Source organism: Sphingorhabdus rigui (genome assembly GCF_014196595.1).
GTDB lineage: Bacteria > Pseudomonadota > Alphaproteobacteria > Sphingomonadales > Sphingomonadaceae > Sphingorhabdus_B > Sphingorhabdus_B rigui.
The window spans coordinates 312439-332659 of record NZ_JACIEA010000002.1; the positions used below are offsets into that span (position 1 = coordinate 312439).

Here is a 20221-nt window from a genome sequence, read left to right on the forward strand (position 1 = left end):
GGTTCAATCCCGCGCCAATGCTTGCCGGACCGCGCGCGCCACATGCCGCGAAGATCGCTCAAGTGCGGCAGGCGCGCTGCCCTTGCCTGAATCCGACACGTTGATGGTCAGCCGCACTTGCGTTGGCGCACCGACAGCGCCCGCCGTTTCAATACGCCCGCTGGTCGTTGGAACGAACAGCTCTGGCCCGCGCTCTCCAACGCGGTAGGCCATGCCCGGCGACACTGGCCCGCCCGTGGCACGTCCCGGTGCCCCAAGCGCGCCGCCCAACAACGCACCCAATGACGCAAGCAAGCTGCCACCGCCAGACGCACCGCTACCCACATTATTGAGGCCTGCCTTAATCGCAGAGCTGGCGATTTCCGAAAGCACGGACAGCGCAACCCTGCGCAAATCTTCAAAGCCGAACTTGCCGCGCTGAATGGCACCAGCTAGGCCGCGTTCCAATGCGGAGCCCGCGCGTTCAAGGCCATCGGCAAAGGGGCCGTCAATTTCAGCACGCATAGCCGCTACGTCTCTTGCAAAGGCACGGGTGTCGGCGCGGACCGATACGACCAGCCTGTCGATTTCTTCGTCCATCATTGGTCTCCTGCCGCTCCATCTGGAAACAGCAACATCAGTTTTTGAATCTCATTCGCGTCAGGCGGGGCCGCGTCTTGGCCGTCGGCACCCTGCAAAATGCAGAGCAGCTCCGTTGGGGTCGCATTCCAGAATTCGTCCGGACGCCACCCCAATTGCAGCGCGCAGATCGCGCTGAACCGCAATGCGGTTTCACCAAATGTCATCGCCCGCTTAAAATCTGCCCGAGCAGAATTTTGAGCGCAGGCGTCATCGCTGCAAGACCCGCTTGCGTCAGGCGCTCGCTAAAGTCGGCGCGCGTCACCCCGGCATCGGCGTCAGCTCGGCAATGCCAAAACAGGCCAACCATTTCCGATAGCTTCAGTCCCCCCGCAGCCGCGCGTTCGACCAAGGCGAAGAGCGGCCCAAGTTCGTCTTCACAGGCCACCAAAGCCGCGAAGGTGGGCCGCAGCAACATATGCCCGCCTTCCACCGCAATCATCGCCTCACCGCGCAGGGCATTGGCCGGCCGGTTCATAAGGATGTTACCTGACCGCTGCTTTCAAGCGCCAGCGTATAGGAACGCTCGCCGTTGAAATCGCCGGCATAGTCCAGCCGCGCGACAAGGAATTTGCCGCGCAACCGGTCACCGCTTTCAAAGCTCAATTCATAATCGTCGAGCAGGCCGGACAGTGCGTTATTCTTGATCCGCGTCTCTGCGGTCGATCCGGTAAACACGCCAGCGCCGGAAACCGAAACCGAACGCACGCCCGCGCCCGAAAGCAATTCGCGCCACGCGCCGCTGCCTTTATGGGTGATGACAACCGGATCGCCATTGATCGACAGTTGCGTGGTGCGAAGACCCGCAACCGTTGCATACACAGGCGTCGATGTGCCGTCGCCAACCTTCAACAAGAAGGCGCTTCCTTTTTCTGCAGGCATAAGCCTTTTCCTTTCGAAAATGCCCCGCCAACCGGCGAGGAGATATGTGATTGTGCCCCGTTGGCGGGCGTCAGATCGCGAGCAACCGCACGCGGTACTCAATCAGCCCGGCCCATGGCCCGGCCGGATCGCGAACGACCATTGAACGGACGAAGACGAGGCTCGCGATGCGCCAATCCGGAAGGTCGCGGGGTATGGCCAGAACGGCGTCCTCGACATGCGACATTAGGTTCGACAAACGGGTGGCGGACTCGCCATCATCCCACACCGTCAACGCCAGCCGGACTTCGCGGCCCGCATCGGTCTTCGTGCTCCAGTCGCTGGCGATCCCGTCGTTTATCGCGACATAAGGAAATGCCGCCCGCGGCGGCGGACCGTCATAAACGCCCGTCAGCGCATTGGCCAAAACGGGGTGCTCGGTCAGTGCAGCCACCGCTGCTGCCTGAAGCGTGTGCATTGCGCTGTTCATCGTCCAAAATTCCTTAATTGGGGGTCATAGAGCATGCGTCGCCGCAGGTTTTTGCCGACCAGGCAGATGCCATCGCCGCTGCGCTCCACATCGACGCCTGCGGGGCGTGGCGCATGCATCAGTTGCTGGCATAGGCCGTCAACACGGCGTTCCCCCAATGCAGCGGCTTTTGCTGTGATCCGGTCGGTATTCACCGGACCTCCTCACATGTGAGCCGCATCTGTGCCGGCGTAACGGGATCGCTCAACACCTCGCGCACCGCGAGATATTTGCCCCGCCATGCCAAGCGCGTGGAAAGGCCCACGCCTTCACGCTTGCGCATGGTCACTTGCCAGCGCGGCAGGGCAGACAGAGCATCAGCACGGGTTACATCACCGGGCATCAGTGGCGAGACCGCAGCCCATGCCTGCCCGTCATAGCGATATTTGCCCGATGCCCCCGCCAGGCTGTCGCGGTCGCCAAGGCGGGTTTCGATATCCACGCGTTCGCGCAGATTGCCTGCAAATTCGCCGCTCATACAACGCGCATCCGGCGCCAGGGCTGCAGCAACGCCAACGCAGCCGCTGGCGGTCCATCGTCGCTGGCGCTGTCGCGATTATTATAAAAATAGCCCGCCAGCCGCAGCAGGCCGAGCCGGAGTGACTCCGGCAAGCTTGCCCAATCGGTCGCCAAACCGGCGACCAGCGATATTTCCACACGCCCCGCGCTTCCGGGCTGAAGCACGCGGAAATAGGCTTCGCTTTGTGATGAGAGTTTCAGTTCCCAAGCCGACGCGGCAAGCGCAAAAGTTGCACCGTCGGCTGGAATGCCCGTCACATTGGTGATCGCCTGGACAGGCAGCGTCTGCAAAACCTGCCATCCGCTGCCCGCCGTGACAATTTCGGTTCCGGCGCGGCGCAACAGGGTCTGGCGGGTAAACTGTTCCGCATGGCCAATCGCCGCGAGGATCGCCGCCGCCAACGCACTGTCGTCCATGTCCGCATCGACACGCAAATAGGCTCGCACCTCGTCCAGCATCACGCTGTCGAGGCCGAGCGGTTCCATGCTCAGCATTTCAATTTCCTTTTAGATAATCCGGCGGCCCATGGCCGTAAGTCCGGCCTTTAATGTGACTGCTGAACCCGCGATTTCGGACCGGAACAGCAGTTGGACTTGCCCCGCCGTCGCACCAATCGACACAATGAAATTGGCCCTTATCGCGATATTTGTGGCGCCAACGCGTACACCTGTTGTGGCACCTGTTGTTACCGCGTCGGCAATTTGTTCGGTACCAGTCAGCGTTGTCGCACTGGCGGGGTGGACGGTCATTCCGCTCACCGCGCCGGAGGGAATGTCCAGTGCAAGCGCAATGCCTGTTGTGGCTGCCGCCGACTGAAAGGTCCCGATAAGCTCAACAAGGTACATGGTGTTGGCCGCAGCGGCGAACGACAGACCCGTCGCAGCGGCAGGTGTGATGGTGTTATTGGCAACGTCGGCGGTAAGCTTACTCCACGTCCATGGATCGCCACCGCCTTCACCCTGCTTCGCGGCGGGTTGATGCGTGCTTGCGCTTGTTCCGACGGTCAGCCGCGCCTCGTCGGTAATCAGATAGACTTCACCCGCACGCAACGCGTTTGCGGCAGCGGCGGCATCGACTTGCGCGCGTGTTCCCCGTTTATGGGAAAGGCTGGGCATCAGAATGTTCCGCAGTCCACGTCGCCCACCGCCAGCGTGACAAAGGCGTTCGCGGCATCTTTGGTCCACGCCATGGAGTTGTTCAGCCTTATAACCCCATCGGTTCCATTTGTGCCCCAAATATAACCAGATGTGCCACCGGCTACCACCGCCGCTTTCTCGTCAAGGTCAGACGCAGGGATATTCAACGCCGCTTTGAACGCGTTGACCGTGATCTTCGCTTCTTTTTGCCCCACTGCAGACGCGTCGTGCAAGATGAGGAAATCCGCTGCGCCATCGACTGATGCGACGGTCGCAAGATCGTCAATCGCCGGAACCACGGGCAGCCGCGCCGTCGCGCCCGTGGCGATGTGCAATGTCCCACGATCGGTGGTAAAATGCGCCTCACCCGGCAACATCGATGCTGTCGGCAAATTGGCTTTCAAGCCGCGCTTTATTTGAATTCTTGGCATATATGATCCTTAATGAAATGTGCCGCCGTCAATGATGTCGGCTGCAGGCCCAGCTGGTCCCTGCACGCCCGGTGGCCCGATGATGGTGGGAACCGACCCGATGGATGACGCCGATATGGTCGGTGCAAGCATGCCATCGGGCCCGCGCCAGCACGCCAATATGGGTGGCGGTGGCTGTCGCCATTGCAAAAGCATCGTCATGCTGTGACGCTTTCGCGCAACGTGATGCCGATGCTTTCGGTGATGATAACCCCGCCGCCGACCTCAATGCGCGCATCCGCCAGATAATGTCCCGCCGGCAACAGCGCGCTTTGCGCCGCACCGACCGTCAGGGTCCATCCGGCCGGCACGTCACCCGATGCTATCCGCGGCGCAATGTTAAAGGCAGCAGCCACGGGCGCGGTGGCGCTCACGCTTGTCCGGCCAGGGGCCACTGCCTTCATCGCCGCGCTGATCACCGTGACGGAAAGGGGGTCACCGGTCACAGCGTCAAGCGCGAGCGAAATGGTTTCGCCGCGTTGAAAAACAAATATGGTCATGTCGTTCTCCGAAGGGATCTCCCCGCCCATAGGCGGGGAGATTTTCGCGCAATCAGGAAATGGCGAACCTCATCACTTTGATCGCTTCCGAATTGGTCAGCGCGCCGCCCAGACGCTTGGTTGCGTAGAAATGGACATAGGGCTTGTTCGAATATGGATCGCGCAGGATGTTGGTTTCTGTGCGCTCGGCAATCAGATAGCCCGCCTTGAAATTACCAAAGGCGATCGACAGGCTGTTCGCTGCAATGTCGGGCATATCTTCTGCCTCAACGACCGGATATCCCAACAGGGTATCGGGCTGCCCCGCACTTAGGCCCGCCTGCCAAATGAACGCACCATCGGTGGTCTTGAACTTGCGGATCGCCGACAGCGTAGACGCATTCATCACCCATGTCGCACCCTGACGATAAGGCGCGCGCAGGGCGTGGACCAATTCGACGAGCTTATCCTGCGGGTTTGAAGTGGCAAAGGCACCCGCGACACCCGATGCAATATGTTGAAGCGTGCCAAATGGACGCGTTGCATCGCCAGTCGACGCGGTTGGTGCGGTCAAAAAGCCCTTGGGCTTGTTGCTGCCATTGCCATTCACAAATGCCGCGCCTTCGGCCTTTGCAAATTCGGTCGCGATTTCGCTGGCGAGCCAGCTTTCAACATCGAACGCCGCATCATCAAGCATCGCCTGCGTCGCGGCTGGATTGGCATAAAGCTCGCCAAAGCTTGGGACGATTTCGTTGAAGGTTGGCGTCGCGGTTTCGGGGCGTGTCGCGGTTTCCGAAGCCCAGCCCGACGTCACGCCATTTTGCGTCACAAGCTTGCGATAGCCCGACGATCCGACGCGGACGACATTGGCAATCGCACGGATGGGCGAAATCGCCTTCAACGTGGAATCGATGATTTCATCAATCTCGCGCGGCACGGCAAATCCGCCATCGGCGGCAACGACGCCCGAAAAGCTTTTCAGCTCCACTTCGGAGCCGCGGCGCAAATAGCCGTCAACAAAGGCCGATTTTGCGGGGTCGGCCACAGTCGCCCCCGATAAAACGGGCCGGGTCACAGGAGCGGCGGCCACCGCCCCTTCAAAAACCGCGTCAAGCGCGTCAGCTTTGGTTTCATAATCCATATCATTCTCCTTGGGTGATGGATGTTGTGCCCGCCGCTGCGGCCTCGACGGCCAACACGCGGGCGAGCGGTTGCATGGGATGCGTGACGACGCTGACCTCAATGAGATCAAGGTCCGTCAGCTCCCGGTAATCCTGTTTTTTCATGGCCCGGACACGATAGCCAAAGGACAGGCCCGTGCCGGCCTGCACCGGCGTTTCTTCGTCGTCCAACCGGGCAATGACGCGCAATCCGCGCGCGTCCTCGCTCAGGCTTTCGACATAGCCAATGCGCCGGTTGCGATCATGCTGCCACAGCAATGGAACGCCCGCTTTTGCCGCACGGGCAAAGGCACCCTTGCGCACAATATCGCCGCCCTTATCGGGTGCATCAAAGATGGCGGCATAGCCAGCCAGCCTCACTGGCTGACCAGCCCCAACAGGCCAAGCTTTACAGCCAGCCCGATGAGCAACAGCGCAAGCACCATGCGCACGACCCAGCCAATCGCCGCCTTGCGCGCCGACCGCTTGGCATCGCGCCAGGCGGACAATAGCTCACGCAGCTCGCTCATATCCTTTGCGGCGCTGGCATCATCCAAACCCAAACGGGCAAGCGCACGCCGGGCACCAGTTTCGGAGGCCTGCTCCAGCAGACCTTGAAGGTTATTTTCTGTCATCGGAAATTCCTGTATGTGGGTAACCCAAAGACGGGTTATGTTGCGCCAATGGAATGATGGTTCTTCATGACCATATGCATCCCGCTATTCATCGCAGGCGGCGATTGGCTTGCTGCAACAGCAAAGCTTCAAAATACAATATCTTGGGCGGTGCGTGGCATTACACGCGCCGGAAAGTGATGACGGCTAGCTTGGACCAGTTTCATCGTCGTCGGGAAAATCGTCCAACGTCAAAGTTTGGTAAGTCCCGTCAGGTTTGGGATACGTTATTGGTCTGTCACCATATCGTTCGGCCACTGCGCGTTCGAGTCGATCATCGACCCATTCGTCGGGATTGAGTTCATCAGGAAATTCGAACCGAGCGTTGAACCGATTGTCCTCAACCTCATAACGCATAGCCTGCCACTTTTTATCGTCAGGCTCAATTTCCCAAAGTTTTTCAATAGCATCACACAGCTCGATATTAGGTCGGTAGCAGATGATGTGATCGCCATGATCTTTAAAAAGGGTCGGTGCTTGAAAACCTTGTTCGGCTTCAGCGTACAGGTAAGACCCGTTCGGATCCCCGTCTACGATCTCAGCAATGATCTGCCCAATTTCTTCGAGAATGGGCCCTATCGCGACATTCACCATCTCATTTACCTTTCGGCGTGTTGCGGAAAATTTTGAAAAAATGCCTTCCATCGACGTAATAATCTACCCGGATTGTATCCGGACGTCGCGATGGACCTCTATATGTCGCCGAAACTTCCGCCCCCGCCAGCAAATCGTTGACCTTGTCACTCGAACGTAAATTGACCGTTGTCCGTTTCGTACCGAGGATTGCACTAAAATTCCGTTACACCCGTTTCGTTCGATATCTCCGGCGCGGGCTCAACCGGCCCAAGCCCCACCGCGGCCCTTTTCTCCTCGGCGGTCAAAAAGTCCGCGGCGCCGACTTGCGCCCATAATCGCTCGCGATCCTCGGCCAATGCGGGGATGGCATCGAGATCAATGTCCAGCTGAAGACCGGCAAAATAAGGGGCGAGGCCCTCGCCAATTGCGGCGAGCATTTTGCGCGCCAAGGGAATGATGCTTTGGTTCCACAGCGCGCGGTTGGCTTCGCGGTAGTTCGCATAAGTCGCATCACCCGGCAGCCCAAGCAAAACGGGCGGGACGCCGAAAGCGAGCGAAATTTCGCGCGCAGCCGCCTCCTTCAATCCGGCAAAATCCATTTCAGCGGGCGTCAGCGCCATCGCCTGCCATTTCAACCCGCCCTCCAACAGCATCGGCCGTCCGGCATTGCCTGCGCCTTGAAAGCTGGCGGCGAGCTCTTCTTTCAACCGCGTATATTGTTCGCCGCTTAATGTGCCGCTTTCGCCCATTTCATAGACCAACGCGCCCGATGGCCGCGCCGCATTATCGAGCAATGCCTTGTTCCAGCGCGTCGCCGCATTGTGCGTCGCCACCGCGCCCGATGCCGCGCCCAGGCAGCCAAGACCATAATGGTCATCCAGCGGGTGAATGGACCGGATGTGGATGACGCTGTCGGCTGGCAAGCGGCTCGCAACATCGCCGGCCTTATAGACATAAGCCACGGGCCAGCCGCGCACATCGGCCTCAATCGTCATCCGTTCGGGGCGCAGCGCGAACAATTCGGCAGGCCGCCCGTCCATGCCCGACAATATTTCAATATAGGCATTGCCATGCAGCAACAGATGCGTCGCCACTGTTTCAATCAACGCCTGCCCCGCCGACGTTGCCTGCACCAGCCGCAATGCTTGCGCATCGGTCGATGTCAGCGGCGCGGACGCCAGCCCTTCGGCAATTAAACGAACCGCACGCTGGGCGATGGCATTTGAAAGATAGCCCTCGCGCATCTGCGCCTCATAATTTCGCGGCCAATCGCCAAGGCTTGGCACGCCATAGCTGCGGATGCCCGACAGACGATCCTGCTGCACACGCGTTTTTGCCGGACGCAGCAAGCCACGCCCGGTTGATTTCCAACCGAAGATATTCATGTGTTTCAGTCCTTTAAATTACAGCAGCCGAACCCGCGGCGTCCGTTCGGCCTTGCCGAGCATCAATTCGGTCAACGCCCACACCAGCGCATCGGCGCGGTCGGGGGATCGGCCGGGGCCTTCATATCCCCCGCCCGAAACCAGCCCGCACATCTGGTCTTCCATTTCGGGAAAGGCAGTTGTGTGAAAGACGCGGCGCGCTTCGTATAATGCGGCGATGGGCTCCGCGCGCACCGACTTGTTGCGGCTGGCGTGCACCCGCTTAATCGGCATCGCAAGGTCGGCGGCGCGCAAGACGGTTTCCACCATATTGCCGCCCTGATTGTCTTCGGCGACCACGCGGTCCGCCTGCCAAAGATCAACGGCGGCAGCAACCGCGCGGGCCCAGCGTTCGGGCGAAGCGCCCGCTATGCTGTGGTCGGCAAGGACATAGGCTTTTTTGTCTTCGCCAATGCCAACCGCGACAATGCCGCAGGCATCGCCATTTTCCGACACAGGCGGGTCAACGCCAATGACGATACGTTTCAAATCGGCCGCATAAGACACACGTTGCCGTTCAATCAGGTCGCGGGACCATAATGCCCCCGCCGCATCTTCGATCAGTTCACCATCCAGTTCCTGCCTGCCCCAGCGCGTGCCTTCATACGCCGCGCGCACCGACGCCAGATATTCGGGCGGCAGGTGCATATCATTATCCGCCGTGCGGCCGCGCGTTATGGCCACGCCCTTTTCCAGCACAAGCCGCCGAAGCAGCGGCACGGGACGCGGCGTGGTGGTGGCCATGATCCGGGGATGTTGGCCAAGCCGCAACCCAAGCATCAAATTGTCCCACGCCTTAATCCCGTTGGGCCATTTCGCAATTTCGTCGGCCCACGCAAAATCATGCTGCGGCCCGCGCAAGCTTTCGGGCTCTGCGGCCGAAAACAAGGTGGCGGTCGCGCCGTTGCGCCATGTCAAACGGCGCAGGCTGGGTTCCCATTCGGGGCGTTCGGCAAAAGGCAGCGCCAAAAGGCCGCTTTCACCCTCCACCATCACCTGCCGCGCCTCATTCAGCGTCGCGCCGACCAGCGCAAAGCGCGCACCGGGATATGCGGCGGCCAGCGCGCTGACCCATTCGGCACCCATGCGGGTTTTGCCATAACCGCGCCCCGCCATCACCAGCCATGTGCGCCAGTCGCCCTGCGGTTCGAACTGGTCATTACGTCGCCAGAAACACCAACGGCGCGTTTCCTCCATTGTGTGGCGGTTCCAGCTTTTGATGCAGGCAACCATCTGTTCATAGGGCATGGCCATCAGCGCCTGGGCATTAAGCTGCGTCATTCGCCCGCTCCGCACGTTCGCGCATTTGGGTTAACTTCAATATCAATTGCGCCTTCAACGTCGGCAAATCCGCCAACGCAGGCGCAGGCGTCACCGCCGTCGGCGCGCCCTTCACCGCGGCGCGATGTGCGCTCAATAACGCAATCGCCAGCCGATGCTTTTGCGCCCGCGCTTTCAACGTAGCGTCCGCCGTTTTGCCATTGGCCGCCAACAAGGCTTCGGCCAACAAATCCGTCTCCAGCCGCGCATAGCCTTCGCCAAGCGCGCGCGCCCAATCATCGCGAAAGCCCGCCGACCGTCGCCGTTCGGCATAGACGGCGCTGCTGCCAACACCCGCCGCTCTGGCCGACGCCGCCACATTTGCGGTTTCGGCCAGATGGTTGAGGAAAAGACGCCGGGTGCGCGCATTCAAACGGGTGTCGGGCACGCTGATTTTATCTTTCGTCATCGCCAACCTCCTATTCCCAAAGAAAAAGGGCCGAAGATCGCTCTTCAGCCCCTGATATTTTCGCGAAAGCGCCGCAGCGCCGCGAATCGCAATTTTCGACTATGCCCAACACTAACCAAATAATGTTACGATGTCAATAGATATTTACCTATTTGGTTATAATTCTACGCGCTGAGAAGATGATTTCCCCTTTTCTGGCGGCTTCGCTATGGGATGGGGATGTCGCGCGTCATTCTGTTCAACAAGCCTTATGGCGTCTTGCCGCAATTTACCGACACGGGCACCGCCGGTTCGCCGCGCCCGACCTTGTCCGACTTTATCGACGTGCCCGGGGTCTATCCCGCGGGCCGGTTGGATATGGACAGCGAGGGGCTGATGATCCTGACGGACGACGGGCGGTTGCAGGCGCGCATTTCCGATCCGCGGTACAAGCTGCCCAAAATCTACCGCGTTCAGGTTGAGGGCACGGTTTCCGATGATGCGCTCGGCCAATTGCGGCGCGGTGTGCAGTTGAAGGACGGGATGACCTTGCCGGCCGAGGCAGAGCGCATTGCCGACCCGCAGCTTTGGCGGCGCGATCCGCCCATCCGCGTCCGCCAGACGGTGTCCGACAGCTGGATAGAACTTATCATCCGCGAAGGCCGCAACCGGCAAGTGCGCCGCATGACCGCCGCGGTTGGCCACCCGACATTGCGGCTGGTGCGCCACGGCGTTGGCGATTGGACGCTGGACGATCTTGCCCCCGGCAGTTGGCGCGAGGTCTGACGCAGCGGCCTAGGGTCCGGACCTAGTCCGCCGGGCGCGGCACGCGCTTGCCCTTGGTCCGGCTTGTCAGATGAAATTGGCCACATCGGTCGCAGCGGTAATGGCGCAGCGTGATTGTCGCCGCCGCCATTGCGGCGATGGCATCCGCCTCCGCCGCGTAGGCCGCCTTTCTTTGGCAAATGCTCAGCCGCGTGCGCAAATCAATCTTCGCCTTCGAACGCGATGCACCCCATGTTGCACAGCTGCGTCAGCAGGTCGATTGCGGCGTCGACTGACGCAAGTGCGGTGTCGAGGACCAAAGCGTCTTCCCCGCACAACTGCCGCGCCAGATCCGCTGTCTCCGCCCCGCAGTCAAAACATGCGCCATCGGCAAAGAACATCACCGCATCCGCGCCATCGCCCACAAATGCCAACCGGCTTGCGGGATTGCGCGACAGCAGGGCCTGATCGGCAATAGATTGTCGAACCTCGTCCGGTTCAACGGGCGTTTCGGGTCGCCAGTCCATTTCGGCATATTTGGGCGTGCTGTTGAACATGCCGAACCAGCGGGCAAATGCGCGCGGGTCGGCAAGCGAATCGAGCGTCATCCGGTGCAAGCGGGCCAAGGCGTCGGGCATGATCTCACCCGGGTTGGCCTGAGCTGCCAAATCCGGATCGCGGTACAAATCATCTTCAGGAATCTGATCAAGCATATCATCGACAAAATGCCCCAGCAGGTCGGCGCGCGACGGCGCACGGAAACCGACCGAATAGGTCATGCAGTCCGATCCGACGGCAACGCCATTATGCGCGATGCCCGGCGGGACATAAAGGATATCGCCGGGTTCAAGCACCCATTCTTCGGTCGCTTCAAATTCTGCGAGCAGCTTTAGGTCTTCATGCGGCACCAGCGGGCTATCGCCGTCGCAATGCGGCCCAATCTGCCAACGGCGGCGGCCGAGACCCTGAATCAGGAAAACATCATATTGGTCGAAATGCGGACCAACTCCGCCTTGGTCCGCGGCAAGGCTGACCATGACATCGTCAATCCGCCAATTGGGGATGAACCGGAACGGCGCGATGAGGTCAGCGACCATCGGCACATGGTGATCCACCGCCTGCACGAGCAACGTCCAGTGCGATTCACTTAGGCCCCCCAAGCGATCTTCATGCTGCGGCCCCTGCTCCATCTCCCAGCCCTTGGCGGTCTGGCAAATCAGGCGCGACTCCACTTCTTCTTCGCAGGCGAGACCGGCAAGCTCGTCGGGCTCAAGTGGGTTTTGCCAATTGCGCCACGGATTGCGGATAAGCAGCGGCTTTTTCTGCCAATGGTCGCGCAAGAAGCTGTCTGTATCGAAGTTATCAAATTCCATTCCCACCCGCTGTGCATTCGCGCGACAGAAAGCAAGTCCTGATGGCGCATAAGTGGCCAAGGAAATCATAATCGGTCGATTGCGGAACATATGCGACGCGTTGGGGTTTTGCTGGCCAAGGAGTATTCAATGGCTAATATTCTCGACATATCTGGAAAACCCTTGCCATCACGCAGACGGTCGAAACGGCGCTTGCGCGCGCGCGATATGCGTGACCTGTTAAAAGTCCTGATCGTGCTGATGATGGTTATCGCGGGCTATTTCATCTTCGCGCCCGCCAGCGAAGCCACGCGGGCATCGGATGCGGACGTCGCACGGAATATGCCCGCGGGTTAAAAGCTTGCACTTGCAGCCGTTCGCGGCTTAACCCCGCAGACGATGTTGAAACGCCTCTACGAATGGATGATGGAAAAGGCTGGGCACGCCCATGCCGAACGCTGGTTGTTCCTGTTTTCCTTCATCGAAAGCTCATTCTTCCCGATACCACCGCACCCATTGCTTGGGTTGATGTGTCTCGCGCGCCCGGACAAGGCGTTGCGCTATGGGGCGATTTGTACCTTGGCCTCCGTCATGGGCGGGCTCTTTGGCTATGCCATTGGCTATTTTGCCTATGAAACCATCGGCACGGCGCTGCTAAAGGCAATTGGGCTGTGGGACAGCTTTCCTGCTGCTGCATGCTATCTGCGCGAATTCGGCGCGGAGATTATTTTGATCAAGGGCGCGACCCCCATTCCGTTCAAGCTGCTGACCTTGACCGCAGGGTTCATCAAAATGGACCTGTTCACCTTCATCTGGGCCAGCGTGTTGAGCCGGGCATTCCAGTTCATGCTGGTCGGATTTTTGTTCTGGAAATTCGGACGCCCGATCAAGGCATTTATCGACAAATATCTGGCGTGGGTCACCGCCGCGTTTCTGGTGGCGGTCGTCGGCGGATTTTTTGCGTTCACGATGCTGGCTGGCAATGGCGCGAGCAAAAGTGATGTCTGCTCGAACGTCACAACCATCCAATCACGCTAGCACCGCCACACGCGGGTTATTTACAATATTGGAAAGCAGACATGGACAGAAGCTCACGCAGAATCGTCACTTTCATCGCGGTCGTCACCATCATTGTCATGGCCGCTATGGCGACGCGCTCTTATCTCGATGCGGACCAGAGCACGACTGCCGCGCCGGTTGAGGCGAATGAAGCTACCGCTCCGGAAGGGCCAAAGCGGCAGCCTGCTGAAAATATGACCGACACAAGCGCCGAAACGCCCGTTGCCGCTCCGGAAATCGAAGAAGTTCCGGCCATCACTGGCGAACCGTCGATGACGTTTGAAAATGAAAACAGCGAGGCGCGTGAATCATCGGCGCCGGAAAATGGCGAATAAGGTTCGTTAACGCGCGAACAGATTTGCGTCGTCGGCGAATGCCTTGAATTCCAGTGCGTTGCCGCTCGGGTCACAAAAGAACATCGTCGCCTGTTCGCCAATTTCGCCTTTAAAACGGACATGGGGTTCAATGCCAAAGCTGACGCCAGCGGCCGTGACGCGCGCGGCCAGCAATTCCCATTTCTCCATCGTCAGCACCACACCAAAATGCGGCACGGGAACATCATGGCCATCCACCGGATTATGCGTCGACACGGATCGCGCGTTGGCATCGAGATGCGCGACGATCTGATGTCCGAAAAAGTCGAAATCGACCCAATGATCGGATGCGCGCCCTTCGGGGCAACCCATGATTTCGCCGTAAAAGCGCCGCGCTTCGGATAAGTCACGGACGGGAAAAGCCAAGTGGAAGGGACGTAAGCTCATTTTGATGTCACCGGTTTTGGAAGGGGTTGATCGGAAATATCGGCCGTAGCGAGTTCCTGCGACATTTGCATCGCGCATGTGTTGATTGCTGCCGGATCGCTTGGGCGCTGAAATTCGGCTTTCGCCGCTTCGGCCATGGCAACCGCAACCAACTCACGGGGCTGGCCGCTTTGTTCAGTGATGCGGCTGCCGACGATGCCGGCCCACCGTTTTCCCGATTGCCCGACATTGGGCAGATCGGACGGCGCGGTGCCAAGCCGCTGTCGCTCCGCCAAGGTCGCGAGGGTGGCGACACAGGCAATATCCGACTGATGCGTTTCCGTCAGGGCGGATGGCGCAGACATTGCGAGCGCATACACAAAAATAATCATGGCGATGAATTAGCACCGAAAGCCTGAACCGCAAGCAACGACGATTTTTGTCCGATTGCAATTGTCATATATGGTGGGCAAAAGCGCGCCATGCAGAAATTATCGGCTTTGCTCGGAAAGTTTCCCCGTTGGACGGCGCTCGTGGCGGGTGCAGCGTCGGCTTATGGTTTTGAACCATGGGGGCTTTGGCCACTGACGCTTGTGTGCTTTGCATTGCTCATCCAGCTGATAAGCCAAGCGCCCAGCACCAAAGGCGCATTCATGCTCGGCTGGCTTTTCGGGGTCGGGCATTTCACCTTTGGCAATCAATGGATTGCGGTCGCCTTCACCTTTCAGGCGGCGATGCCGATCTGGCTTGGGTACATCGCGGTATTCGGGCTGGCGCTATATTTGGCGGTGTATCCCGCACTGGCCGCGGCTGGAGCCTATTGGATCAATCACCGCACGACGAAAGCCCTTCGTGACTCCGGCGGAGATGACGGAAAGATAAGGCCCACAGCCACCCTTCACCTTATCCTCGCTTTTGCTGGATTGTGGATCATCACCGAATGGCTGCGCAGCTGGGTGTTCACCGGCTATGTCTGGAACCCGCTCAGCGTGGTTACCCTGTCGGTTCCATATCTTTCGCAACCTGCGACCGCCCTTGGAACCTATGGCCTTTCGGGGTTCATGCTTCTTGTTGTTGGGATGATCCTAAAGTTCGTAACTTTGTGGACGCCAGCATCTGGCGGTGAACGCGACGATGGCGGGCGGACCGGCTATTTTCTTGGCGGTTTAATATTATTGGCGCTCGCAGCAGTCGCTATCACCGCCCAGATCTCCAACTATCAAAGCGCATCAGATAGGACGCCCGTCGCACTCACCATCGCGCAACCCAATATCAGCCAAGCCGACAAATATGCGCCGGGCTATGACGCGATCAACTTTGCCAAGCTGGCGATGAACAGCCGCCCGATGCCTGATCAAGGCGCGCGCCTAATTTTATGGCCAGAGGCCGCAATTCCCGATTATTTGGAAGAGGGCTATCCCTATCGTTATTATCAGGGCCAGCCCGGCGAAAGCGCGTTCAGCGCGCGGGCGCGGCTGACGACGCTGATGGGTGACGGCGATGTGCTGGTCACGGGCGCAAACCGGCTGGTGATTGAAAAGGGCCAACTGGTGGCGGCGCGCAACAGTGTTTCGGCGATGGACGCGAACGGCAATATCTTGGGCCATTATGACAAGGCGCATCTTGTCCCTTATGGCGAATATCTGCCGCTGCCTTGGTTGCTGCGGCCTTTGGGCTTGGCGCGATTGGTACCCGGCGACCTCGATTTCTGGCCCGGTCCCGGGCCACAGACGATGACCGTCAATCTGAACGGCAAGCCGGTCAAAATCGGCATCCAGATTTGCTATGAAATGATATTCTCCGGCCAAGTTACCGACCGCAAGAACCGGCCAGATTTCATCTTTAATCCATCGAACGATGCGTGGTTCGGCACCATCGGCCCGCCCCAGCATTTGGCACAGGCGCGTCTTCGCGCGATCGAGGAAGGCTTACCCGTCGTGCGCGCCACACCAACCGGCATCAGCGCAGTCATCGATGCGGGCGGCCGGATCATCAAAAGCCTGCCGCTTGGAACATCTGGCCGGATCGACGCAGTTGTGCCGCAGGCCAAGGCGCCAACATTGTTCGCACGCTTCGGCAATATATTGCCGCTCGGCTTTGCAGGGCTGCTCATCGCCTGCGCGCTGTTACCACTTGCCCGCCGCGCGCGTTCTCGCTAAGGGCAAAAATCGATATAAAGAAATCTTTATACGCAGACACAGCCAACAGACTGGAACAACCATGCGCGCAAATTACCTTTTCACGTCCGAATCCGTGTCCGAAGGGCACCCAGACAAGGTTTCGGACCAAATCTCCGACGCAATCGTCGACCTATTTCTTTCCAAAGACCCCGAAGCCCGCATCGCGTGCGAAACCCTGACCACGACTCAGCTGGTCGTACTTGCCGGTGAAATCCGTTGCAAAGGCGTCTATGAAGATGGCGCATGGGCACCCGGCGCGCAGGAAGAAATCGAAGCTACCGTTCGCCGCACCGTGAAAGAAATCGGTTACGAGCAGGATGGTTTCCATTGGGAAACATTCCGCTTTGAAAACAATCTGCACGGCCAATCCGCGCATATCGCGCAAGGCGTTGATGCATCGGGTAACAAGGATGAAGGCGCTGGTGACCAGGGCATCATGTTTGGCTATGCGACCGACGAAACCCCCGATCTGATGCCGGCAACGCTCTATTACAGCCACAAGATTTTGGAGCGCATGGCGGCTGACCGCCATTCCGGCGCAGCCCCGTTCCTCGAACCAGACGCAAAGAGCCAGGTTACCCTGCGCTACGAAGGCAGCTTGCCCGTCGCCGCAACCGCTGTCGTCGTTTCGACCCAGCATGCTGCGGGTTATGACACGGGTGACAAGGAAGCTGAACTGCACGCCTATGTGCGCAAGGTTGTGGCCGACATTATTCCGCCGGTGTTGCTGCGCGACACGGTCTATCACATCAACCCGACCGGCAGCTTTGAAATCGGCGGCCCTGACGGTGACGCTGGCCTGACCGGTCGCAAGATCATCGTTGACACCTATGGCGGCGCAGCGCCGCATGGCGGCGGCGCATTCAGCGGCAAGGATCCGACAAAGGTTGACCGCTCTGCGGCTTACATCACGCGCTATCTGGCGAAGAATATCGTGGCCGCTGGTCTTGCGACCCGCTGCACCATCCAGCTGGCCTATGCGATTGGCGTTTCAAAGCCACTTTCGCTGTATGTCGACACGCATGAAACCGGCACGGTTGGCGACGACCTGATTGAAGCTGCGATCATGAATATCGAAAAGCTGGGCGGACTTACCCCGCGCGGCATTCGCACGCATCTTGGCCTAAACAAGCCAATCTATCGCAAGACTGCGGCTTATGGACATTTCGGACGCAAGCCCGAAGGTGATTTCTTCCCGTGGGAACGCACCGACCTTGTCAACGATTTGAAGGCAGCTCTCGCCTGATTACACTTGCAGCGTGGCGGCTGAAAGTTTAGCCGCCACCGCTATGACTGCGAACAAGCCCGGAGACCCTACGACACTGAACCGCCTGTACGGGCGTTCAAAGGGCAAGAAGCTGCGTGTCGAACAGGTTGATCTGGTCGACAATCTTTTGCCGCAAATTTCGGTGCCGGAAACGGGCGAGCTGGGCAGCATGCAATTGTTCGGTGACGATCGCGCCATGCACTTTGAAATCGGCTTTGGCGGCGGCGAGCATTTGGCTTACCGCGCCGACCTTTTACCCGACCATGGATTTATCGGCTGCGAACCGTTCATGAACGGGGTCGCGCAGGCGCTGTCGCATGTGCGTGAAGGCGCGCTGCGCAATGTGCGTTTGCACATGGGCGACGCGCTGGAGATATTGCGCCGCGTGCCCGACAAGTCGCTCGCCTTCGTCTATCTGTTGCATCCCGACCCTTGGCCCAAAGCGCGGCATGTGAAGCGCCGGATGATGAACGATGGTCCGCTTGATCTCATCCACGCAAAATTGAAACCCGGCGGAGAATTCCGGTTCGGCACGGATCACCCGGTGTATTTGCGCCACGCCCTCATGGTCATGCAGCGCCACCGGCACCAATATAACTGGCTGTGCGAAGCCGCAGCAGATTTCCAAAGCCGGCCGGGGGGTTGGCCCGAAACGCGTTATGAAGCCAAGGCCCGCCGTTTAGGGCACGAAGTCTGGTATTTCCGCTATCAGCGCAAACCGGATTAAGCAGCCGTCGGCAAAACATTCGACGAAATCGACGAAGCGTTCGACGAGAAACGGTGGGCCTGGTGCAACCGGCTGAAAATCCGGTATGAAAGGCTATGGAGAACGTCACTTCGCGAAAAGCACTGATTGGCCACCAGATGGCTTTGCTTACCATCATCGGGTTCTGGGCTTTTTACGCGCTCATCCTGTCGCTGCGCGCGGCTTTGCTCGATTTCCCAGCGCAGACGGTGCTGTTTGAACGGCGCCTGATGGTCGCGCTGGTGGGTGTATTGGTCACCTGGATTTTATATTGCGGGCTGCGCATGGCGGATCGGCGATCGCTGGGTTTCCGCGTCAGCGTCGCGTTTCTGGTCGCAATTCCCTGTGCCATCGCCCTTGCGTCGGCAAATTTCTATATCTTCAACCTGTACGATCCGATCAGCCTTTTTAAAGACCCCAGCGTCGGGCGCAGTTTTGAAGATCTCAAGGCGCAATTGGGCCTGTCGTTCTGGCAAGAAATCGCCGACATTTCCGTCACCCATTATTTTTTCCTGATCGCGTGGAGCTCGCTATATGTCGCCATCGGCTATGCGCGTGAAGTGCGCGAAGCCGAACGCAAAACATCCAGATTTGCGCAAGCGGCACAAGATGCCGAACTGCGATCGCTGCGCTATCAGGTCAATCCCCACTTCCTTTTCAACACCCTGAACTCGCTCTCAAGCCTTGTCATCACCGGTAAGCCCAAAGAGGCCGAAGCCATGATCCAGAACTTGTCCAATTTTTACCGGACGAGCCTGTCTTCCGATCCGTTGGAGGATGTAACGCTTGAGGAGGAAGTGGAACTGCAACGTCTGTATCTCGAAATCGAAAGCGTACGATATCCGAAGCGACTGCGCGTCAGCATCAACATTCCGCCTGAGCTGATGAACCAGCATGTGCCTGCACTCATTCTCCAGCCGCTTGTTGAAAATGCCATCAAATATGGCGTGTCACGGGCGACACGGCCGGTCTCTATTACGATCAGCGCGGATCGCCGCGATGATAATCTGATCCTAAGTGTCATTGATGACGGAGAGGCTGTTGACGCCGCACATGTCGGCGGCAATGGTATTGGCCTTGCCAATGTGCGCGACAGGCTGGAGGCGCGATATAAGTCCGCGGCACGGCTCGATACACAGTCTGTCAAAAGCGGCGGGTTCATCGCGATACTCACGCTGCCTTTGAGCCACAGGATCACGGCATGAAGCGCCTGCGCACCTTGATTGTTGACGATGAACCTTTGGCCATTGAACGGCTGGAAACCCTGAGCGCGGATCATCCAGTCATCGAGGTCGTCGGTACAGCGAATGATGGCGTAGAGGCGCTGCGCATTGCGCAACAGCTTACACCTGACCTGATTTTTCTCGACATCGGCATGCCCAAAATGGACGGCATCAACGCCGCCCGTGCATTGGGCCTGATGCACAAAAAGCCGGCCATCATTTTGATTACGGCATACGATAATTTTGCGGTCGAAGCCTTTGACCTTGATGTCGTCGATTATGTTTTAAAGCCGGTGTCGAGCGAGCGGCTGGGCCGCGCCATTGCACGCGCGGCTGGCACACAAGAGGCCGAGACCAGCCCCGCCACAACTACGGCGAAATCCGACAGCCGTTATGCGCATGAATTTTGGGTATCCCATCGCGCCGAACTCATCCGCATTGCCGCAATGGATATTGAACGGATTGAGGCCGAGCGCGATTATATGCGGCTGCATACTGGCGGGCGAAGCTACTTATTGCACCAGACAATCTCGACGCTTGAACAACGACTGGACCCCGATCAGTTCCAGCGCATCCACCGCAGCCATATTGTGCGCCGGGACCTGATAACCGGGCTGCGCCATGAAGGCGGCGGTGTGTGGCACGCGTTGCTGGGTGAAGACCTGTCAATGCGCATCGGGCGCAAATATCTGGCCGAGGTCAAACGGCTCGCCGGGAAATAGCAAGTCCCGGGCT

The 20221-nt window shown here is 59.0% G+C and carries 30 protein-coding genes; 9 read left to right on the forward strand and 21 right to left on the reverse strand.

Annotated elements, in window-relative coordinates; all coding sequences use genetic code 11:
- Window positions 1-3 precede the first annotated feature (3 nt).
- From GGR91_RS08990 to GGR91_RS09075, 18 genes are all read right to left on the reverse strand, one after another.
- The gene (locus GGR91_RS08990; RefSeq protein ID WP_183942061.1) at window positions 4-579 is read right to left on the reverse strand and encodes a tail tape measure protein; all 576 of its coding nucleotides are present in this window, start codon (window positions 577-579) and stop codon (window positions 4-6) included.
- The gene (locus tag GGR91_RS08995) at window positions 579-785 is read right to left on the reverse strand and encodes a phage tail assembly chaperone (RefSeq protein WP_183941856.1); all 207 of its coding nucleotides are present in this window, start codon (window positions 783-785) and stop codon (window positions 579-581) included. The genes GGR91_RS08990 and GGR91_RS08995 overlap by 1 nt, the downstream gene beginning before the upstream one ends.
- Window positions 782-1096: a gene transfer agent family protein gene (locus tag GGR91_RS09000; RefSeq protein WP_183941857.1), complete on the reverse strand. Its 315-nt coding sequence runs from the start codon at window positions 1094-1096 to the stop codon at window positions 782-784. Before GGR91_RS09000 ends, GGR91_RS08995 begins: the two co-directional genes overlap by 4 nt.
- Window positions 1093-1500: a phage tail tube protein gene (locus GGR91_RS09005; RefSeq protein WP_183941858.1), complete on the reverse strand. Its 408-nt coding sequence runs from the start codon at window positions 1498-1500 to the stop codon at window positions 1093-1095. The genes GGR91_RS09000 and GGR91_RS09005 overlap by 4 nt, the downstream gene beginning before the upstream one ends.
- Window positions 1501-1570: 70 nt before the next feature.
- Window positions 1571-1969 carry a DUF3168 domain-containing protein gene (locus GGR91_RS09010; protein WP_183941859.1) on the reverse strand — a complete coding sequence of 133 codons (399 nt, stop codon included), beginning with the start codon at window positions 1967-1969 and terminating at the stop codon, window positions 1571-1573.
- Window positions 1970-2159: 190 nt separating this feature from the next.
- Window positions 2160-2486, reverse strand: coding sequence for a head-tail adaptor protein (locus tag GGR91_RS09015; protein ID WP_183941860.1), 327 nt, complete (start codon window positions 2484-2486; stop codon window positions 2160-2162).
- Window positions 2483-3022, reverse strand: coding sequence for a head-tail connector protein (locus tag GGR91_RS09020; protein WP_183941861.1), 540 nt, complete (start codon window positions 3020-3022; stop codon window positions 2483-2485). Before GGR91_RS09020 ends, GGR91_RS09015 begins: the two co-directional genes overlap by 4 nt.
- A gap of 12 nt (window positions 3023-3034) precedes the next feature.
- Entirely contained in the window at window positions 3035-3643 is a 609-nt protein-coding gene (locus tag GGR91_RS09025; protein ID WP_183941862.1) for a hypothetical protein, read from the reverse strand.
- Window positions 3643-4095 (reverse strand): hyaluronate lyase N-terminal domain-containing protein, encoded by a 453-nt coding sequence (locus GGR91_RS09030; protein ID WP_183941863.1) that lies wholly within the window; start codon window positions 4093-4095, stop codon window positions 3643-3645. Before GGR91_RS09030 ends, GGR91_RS09025 begins: the two co-directional genes overlap by 1 nt.
- 9 nt (window positions 4096-4104) lie before the next feature.
- The gene (locus GGR91_RS09035) at window positions 4105-4296 is read right to left on the reverse strand and encodes a hypothetical protein (protein WP_183941864.1); all 192 of its coding nucleotides are present in this window, start codon (window positions 4294-4296) and stop codon (window positions 4105-4107) included.
- Window positions 4293-4634 carry a hypothetical protein gene (locus GGR91_RS09040; protein ID WP_183941865.1) on the reverse strand — a complete coding sequence of 114 codons (342 nt, stop codon included), beginning with the start codon at window positions 4632-4634 and terminating at the stop codon, window positions 4293-4295. The genes GGR91_RS09035 and GGR91_RS09040 overlap by 4 nt, the downstream gene beginning before the upstream one ends.
- 52 nt (window positions 4635-4686) lie before the next feature.
- Window positions 4687-5754: a phage major capsid protein gene (locus GGR91_RS09045; protein WP_183941866.1), complete on the reverse strand. Its 1068-nt coding sequence runs from the start codon at window positions 5752-5754 to the stop codon at window positions 4687-4689.
- A 1-nt stretch (window position 5755) separates the two neighbouring features.
- Window positions 5756-6154 (reverse strand): HK97 family phage prohead protease, encoded by a 399-nt coding sequence (locus GGR91_RS09050; protein WP_183941867.1) that lies wholly within the window; start codon window positions 6152-6154, stop codon window positions 5756-5758.
- Entirely contained in the window at window positions 6151-6408 is a 258-nt protein-coding gene (locus tag GGR91_RS09055; RefSeq protein WP_183941868.1) for a DUF6127 family protein, read from the reverse strand. Before GGR91_RS09055 ends, GGR91_RS09050 begins: the two co-directional genes overlap by 4 nt.
- A gap of 186 nt (window positions 6409-6594) precedes the next feature.
- On the reverse strand, window positions 6595-7041 hold the full coding sequence (locus GGR91_RS09060) for a hypothetical protein (protein ID WP_183941869.1): 447 nt from the start codon (window positions 7039-7041) through the stop codon (window positions 6595-6597).
- A gap of 194 nt (window positions 7042-7235) precedes the next feature.
- Window positions 7236-8408 carry a phage portal protein gene (locus GGR91_RS09065; protein ID WP_183941870.1) on the reverse strand — a complete coding sequence of 391 codons (1173 nt, stop codon included), beginning with the start codon at window positions 8406-8408 and terminating at the stop codon, window positions 7236-7238.
- A gap of 18 nt (window positions 8409-8426) precedes the next feature.
- Entirely contained in the window at window positions 8427-9680 is a 1254-nt protein-coding gene (locus tag GGR91_RS09070) for a DNA-packaging protein (protein WP_407698410.1), read from the reverse strand.
- A gap of 34 nt (window positions 9681-9714) precedes the next feature.
- Complete coding sequence (locus GGR91_RS09075; protein ID WP_183941872.1) at window positions 9715-10176, reverse strand: hypothetical protein; 462 nt, start codon at window positions 10174-10176, stop codon at window positions 9715-9717.
- A gap of 219 nt (window positions 10177-10395) precedes the next feature.
- Between GGR91_RS09075 and GGR91_RS09080 the strand changes: the two genes are divergently transcribed.
- A complete protein-coding gene (locus tag GGR91_RS09080) occupies window positions 10396-10941 on the forward strand; it encodes a pseudouridine synthase (protein ID WP_183941873.1) in 546 nt (181 codons plus the stop codon).
- A 200-nt stretch (window positions 10942-11141) separates the two neighbouring features.
- Here the strand turns inward: GGR91_RS09080 and GGR91_RS09085 are convergent, their stop codons facing one another.
- Complete coding sequence (locus GGR91_RS09085) at window positions 11142-12293, reverse strand: ribosomal protein uL16 3-hydroxylase (protein WP_183941874.1); 1152 nt, start codon at window positions 12291-12293, stop codon at window positions 11142-11144.
- 129 nt (window positions 12294-12422) lie between these two features.
- Between GGR91_RS09085 and GGR91_RS09090 the strand changes: the two genes are divergently transcribed.
- The 3 genes from GGR91_RS09090 to GGR91_RS09100 are packed head-to-tail and all read left to right on the forward strand — an operon-like array spanning window position 12423 to window position 13666.
- A complete protein-coding gene (locus GGR91_RS09090) occupies window positions 12423-12629 on the forward strand; it encodes a hypothetical protein (RefSeq protein WP_183941875.1) in 207 nt (68 codons plus the stop codon).
- Window positions 12630-12671: 42 nt separating this feature from the next.
- Window positions 12672-13310, forward strand: coding sequence for a YqaA family protein (locus GGR91_RS09095; protein WP_183941876.1), 639 nt, complete (start codon window positions 12672-12674; stop codon window positions 13308-13310).
- 41 nt (window positions 13311-13351) lie between these two features.
- Window positions 13352-13666 carry a hypothetical protein gene (locus GGR91_RS09100; RefSeq protein ID WP_183941877.1) on the forward strand — a complete coding sequence of 105 codons (315 nt, stop codon included), beginning with the start codon at window positions 13352-13354 and terminating at the stop codon, window positions 13664-13666.
- A 6-nt stretch (window positions 13667-13672) separates the two neighbouring features.
- Here GGR91_RS09100 and GGR91_RS09105 read toward each other — a convergent pair whose 3' ends face one another.
- Window positions 13673-14092, reverse strand: coding sequence for a VOC family protein (locus tag GGR91_RS09105; protein ID WP_183941878.1), 420 nt, complete (start codon window positions 14090-14092; stop codon window positions 13673-13675).
- Window positions 14089-14436, reverse strand: a complete 348-nt coding sequence (locus GGR91_RS09110; RefSeq protein ID WP_183941879.1) for a hypothetical protein — start codon at window positions 14434-14436, stop codon at window positions 14089-14091. Before GGR91_RS09110 ends, GGR91_RS09105 begins: the two co-directional genes overlap by 4 nt.
- Before the next feature lie 117 nt (window positions 14437-14553).
- Between GGR91_RS09110 and lnt the strand changes: the two genes are divergently transcribed.
- The 5 genes from lnt (at window position 14554) to GGR91_RS09135 (ending at window position 20208) form a co-directional block, all read left to right on the forward strand.
- Window positions 14554-16230, forward strand: coding sequence for an apolipoprotein N-acyltransferase (lnt, locus tag GGR91_RS09115; protein ID WP_183941880.1), 1677 nt, complete (start codon window positions 14554-14556; stop codon window positions 16228-16230).
- Between the two features lie 61 nt (window positions 16231-16291).
- Window positions 16292-17497: a methionine adenosyltransferase gene (gene metK, locus GGR91_RS09120; RefSeq protein WP_183941881.1), complete on the forward strand. Its 1206-nt coding sequence runs from the start codon at window positions 16292-16294 to the stop codon at window positions 17495-17497.
- Window positions 17498-17540: 43 nt separating this feature from the next.
- Window positions 17541-18245, forward strand: coding sequence for a tRNA (guanine(46)-N(7))-methyltransferase TrmB (trmB, locus tag GGR91_RS09125; RefSeq protein ID WP_183941882.1), 705 nt, complete (start codon window positions 17541-17543; stop codon window positions 18243-18245).
- Between the two features lie 95 nt (window positions 18246-18340).
- The gene (locus GGR91_RS09130; RefSeq protein ID WP_183941883.1) at window positions 18341-19468 is read left to right on the forward strand and encodes a sensor histidine kinase; all 1128 of its coding nucleotides are present in this window, start codon (window positions 18341-18343) and stop codon (window positions 19466-19468) included.
- Window positions 19465-20208 carry a LytR/AlgR family response regulator transcription factor gene (locus tag GGR91_RS09135; RefSeq protein ID WP_183941884.1) on the forward strand — a complete coding sequence of 248 codons (744 nt, stop codon included), beginning with the start codon at window positions 19465-19467 and terminating at the stop codon, window positions 20206-20208. The genes GGR91_RS09130 and GGR91_RS09135 overlap by 4 nt, the downstream gene beginning before the upstream one ends.
- Window positions 20209-20221 lie beyond the last annotated feature (13 nt).

What these genes read in the sequence shown, in the direction of transcription:
- GGR91_RS09110 (WP_183941879.1), bottom strand. Translation starts at nt 14,436, where the DNA reads ATGTCTGCGCCATCCGCCCTGACGGAAACGCATCAGTCGGATATTGCC.
- GGR91_RS09035 (WP_183941864.1), bottom strand. Translation starts at nt 4,296, where the DNA reads ATGACGATGCTTTTGCAATGGCGACAGCCACCGCCACCCATATTGGCG.
- GGR91_RS09010 (WP_183941859.1), bottom strand. Translation starts at nt 1,969, where the DNA reads ATGAACAGCGCAATGCACACGCTTCAGGCAGCAGCGGTGGCTGCACTG.
- GGR91_RS09075 (WP_183941872.1), bottom strand. Translation starts at nt 10,176, where the DNA reads ATGACGAAAGATAAAATCAGCGTGCCCGACACCCGTTTGAATGCGCGC.
- GGR91_RS09085 (WP_183941874.1), bottom strand. Translation starts at nt 12,293, where the DNA reads ATGGAATTTGATAACTTCGATACAGACAGCTTCTTGCGCGACCATTGG.
- GGR91_RS09070 (WP_407698410.1), bottom strand. Translation starts at nt 9,680, where the DNA reads ATGGTTGCCTGCATCAAAAGCTGGAACCGCCACACAATGGAGGAAACG.
- GGR91_RS09055 (WP_183941868.1), bottom strand. Translation starts at nt 6,408, where the DNA reads ATGACAGAAAATAACCTTCAAGGTCTGCTGGAGCAGGCCTCCGAAACT.
- GGR91_RS09090 (WP_183941875.1), top strand. Translation starts at nt 12,423, where the DNA reads ATGGCTAATATTCTCGACATATCTGGAAAACCCTTGCCATCACGCAGA.
- GGR91_RS09060 (WP_183941869.1), bottom strand. Translation starts at nt 7,041, where the DNA reads ATGGTGAATGTCGCGATAGGGCCCATTCTCGAAGAAATTGGGCAGATC.
- metK (WP_183941881.1), top strand. Translation starts at nt 16,292, where the DNA reads ATGCGCGCAAATTACCTTTTCACGTCCGAATCCGTGTCCGAAGGGCAC.
- lnt (WP_183941880.1), top strand. Translation starts at nt 14,554, where the DNA reads ATGCAGAAATTATCGGCTTTGCTCGGAAAGTTTCCCCGTTGGACGGCG.
- GGR91_RS08995 (WP_183941856.1), bottom strand. Translation starts at nt 785, where the DNA reads ATGACATTTGGTGAAACCGCATTGCGGTTCAGCGCGATCTGCGCGCTG.
- GGR91_RS09000 (WP_183941857.1), bottom strand. Translation starts at nt 1,096, where the DNA reads ATGAACCGGCCGGCCAATGCCCTGCGCGGTGAGGCGATGATTGCGGTG.
- GGR91_RS09040 (WP_183941865.1), bottom strand. Translation starts at nt 4,634, where the DNA reads ATGACCATATTTGTTTTTCAACGCGGCGAAACCATTTCGCTCGCGCTT.
- GGR91_RS08990 (WP_183942061.1), bottom strand. Translation starts at nt 579, where the DNA reads ATGGACGAAGAAATCGACAGGCTGGTCGTATCGGTCCGCGCCGACACC.
- GGR91_RS09135 (WP_183941884.1), top strand. Translation starts at nt 19,465, where the DNA reads ATGAAGCGCCTGCGCACCTTGATTGTTGACGATGAACCTTTGGCCATT.
- GGR91_RS09065 (WP_183941870.1), bottom strand. Translation starts at nt 8,408, where the DNA reads ATGAATATCTTCGGTTGGAAATCAACCGGGCGTGGCTTGCTGCGTCCG.
- GGR91_RS09030 (WP_183941863.1), bottom strand. Translation starts at nt 4,095, where the DNA reads ATGCCAAGAATTCAAATAAAGCGCGGCTTGAAAGCCAATTTGCCGACA.
- GGR91_RS09045 (WP_183941866.1), bottom strand. Translation starts at nt 5,754, where the DNA reads ATGGATTATGAAACCAAAGCTGACGCGCTTGACGCGGTTTTTGAAGGG.
- GGR91_RS09080 (WP_183941873.1), top strand. Translation starts at nt 10,396, where the DNA reads ATGTCGCGCGTCATTCTGTTCAACAAGCCTTATGGCGTCTTGCCGCAA.
- GGR91_RS09130 (WP_183941883.1), top strand. Translation starts at nt 18,341, where the DNA reads ATGGAGAACGTCACTTCGCGAAAAGCACTGATTGGCCACCAGATGGCT.
- GGR91_RS09025 (WP_183941862.1), bottom strand. Translation starts at nt 3,643, where the DNA reads ATGCCCAGCCTTTCCCATAAACGGGGAACACGCGCGCAAGTCGATGCC.
- GGR91_RS09100 (WP_183941877.1), top strand. Translation starts at nt 13,352, where the DNA reads ATGGACAGAAGCTCACGCAGAATCGTCACTTTCATCGCGGTCGTCACC.
- GGR91_RS09105 (WP_183941878.1), bottom strand. Translation starts at nt 14,092, where the DNA reads ATGAGCTTACGTCCCTTCCACTTGGCTTTTCCCGTCCGTGACTTATCC.
- GGR91_RS09015 (WP_183941860.1), bottom strand. Translation starts at nt 2,486, where the DNA reads ATGAGCGGCGAATTTGCAGGCAATCTGCGCGAACGCGTGGATATCGAA.
- GGR91_RS09005 (WP_183941858.1), bottom strand. Translation starts at nt 1,500, where the DNA reads ATGCCTGCAGAAAAAGGAAGCGCCTTCTTGTTGAAGGTTGGCGACGGC.
- trmB (WP_183941882.1), top strand. Translation starts at nt 17,541, where the DNA reads ATGACTGCGAACAAGCCCGGAGACCCTACGACACTGAACCGCCTGTAC.
- GGR91_RS09020 (WP_183941861.1), bottom strand. Translation starts at nt 3,022, where the DNA reads ATGCTGAGCATGGAACCGCTCGGCCTCGACAGCGTGATGCTGGACGAG.
- GGR91_RS09095 (WP_183941876.1), top strand. Translation starts at nt 12,672, where the DNA reads ATGTTGAAACGCCTCTACGAATGGATGATGGAAAAGGCTGGGCACGCC.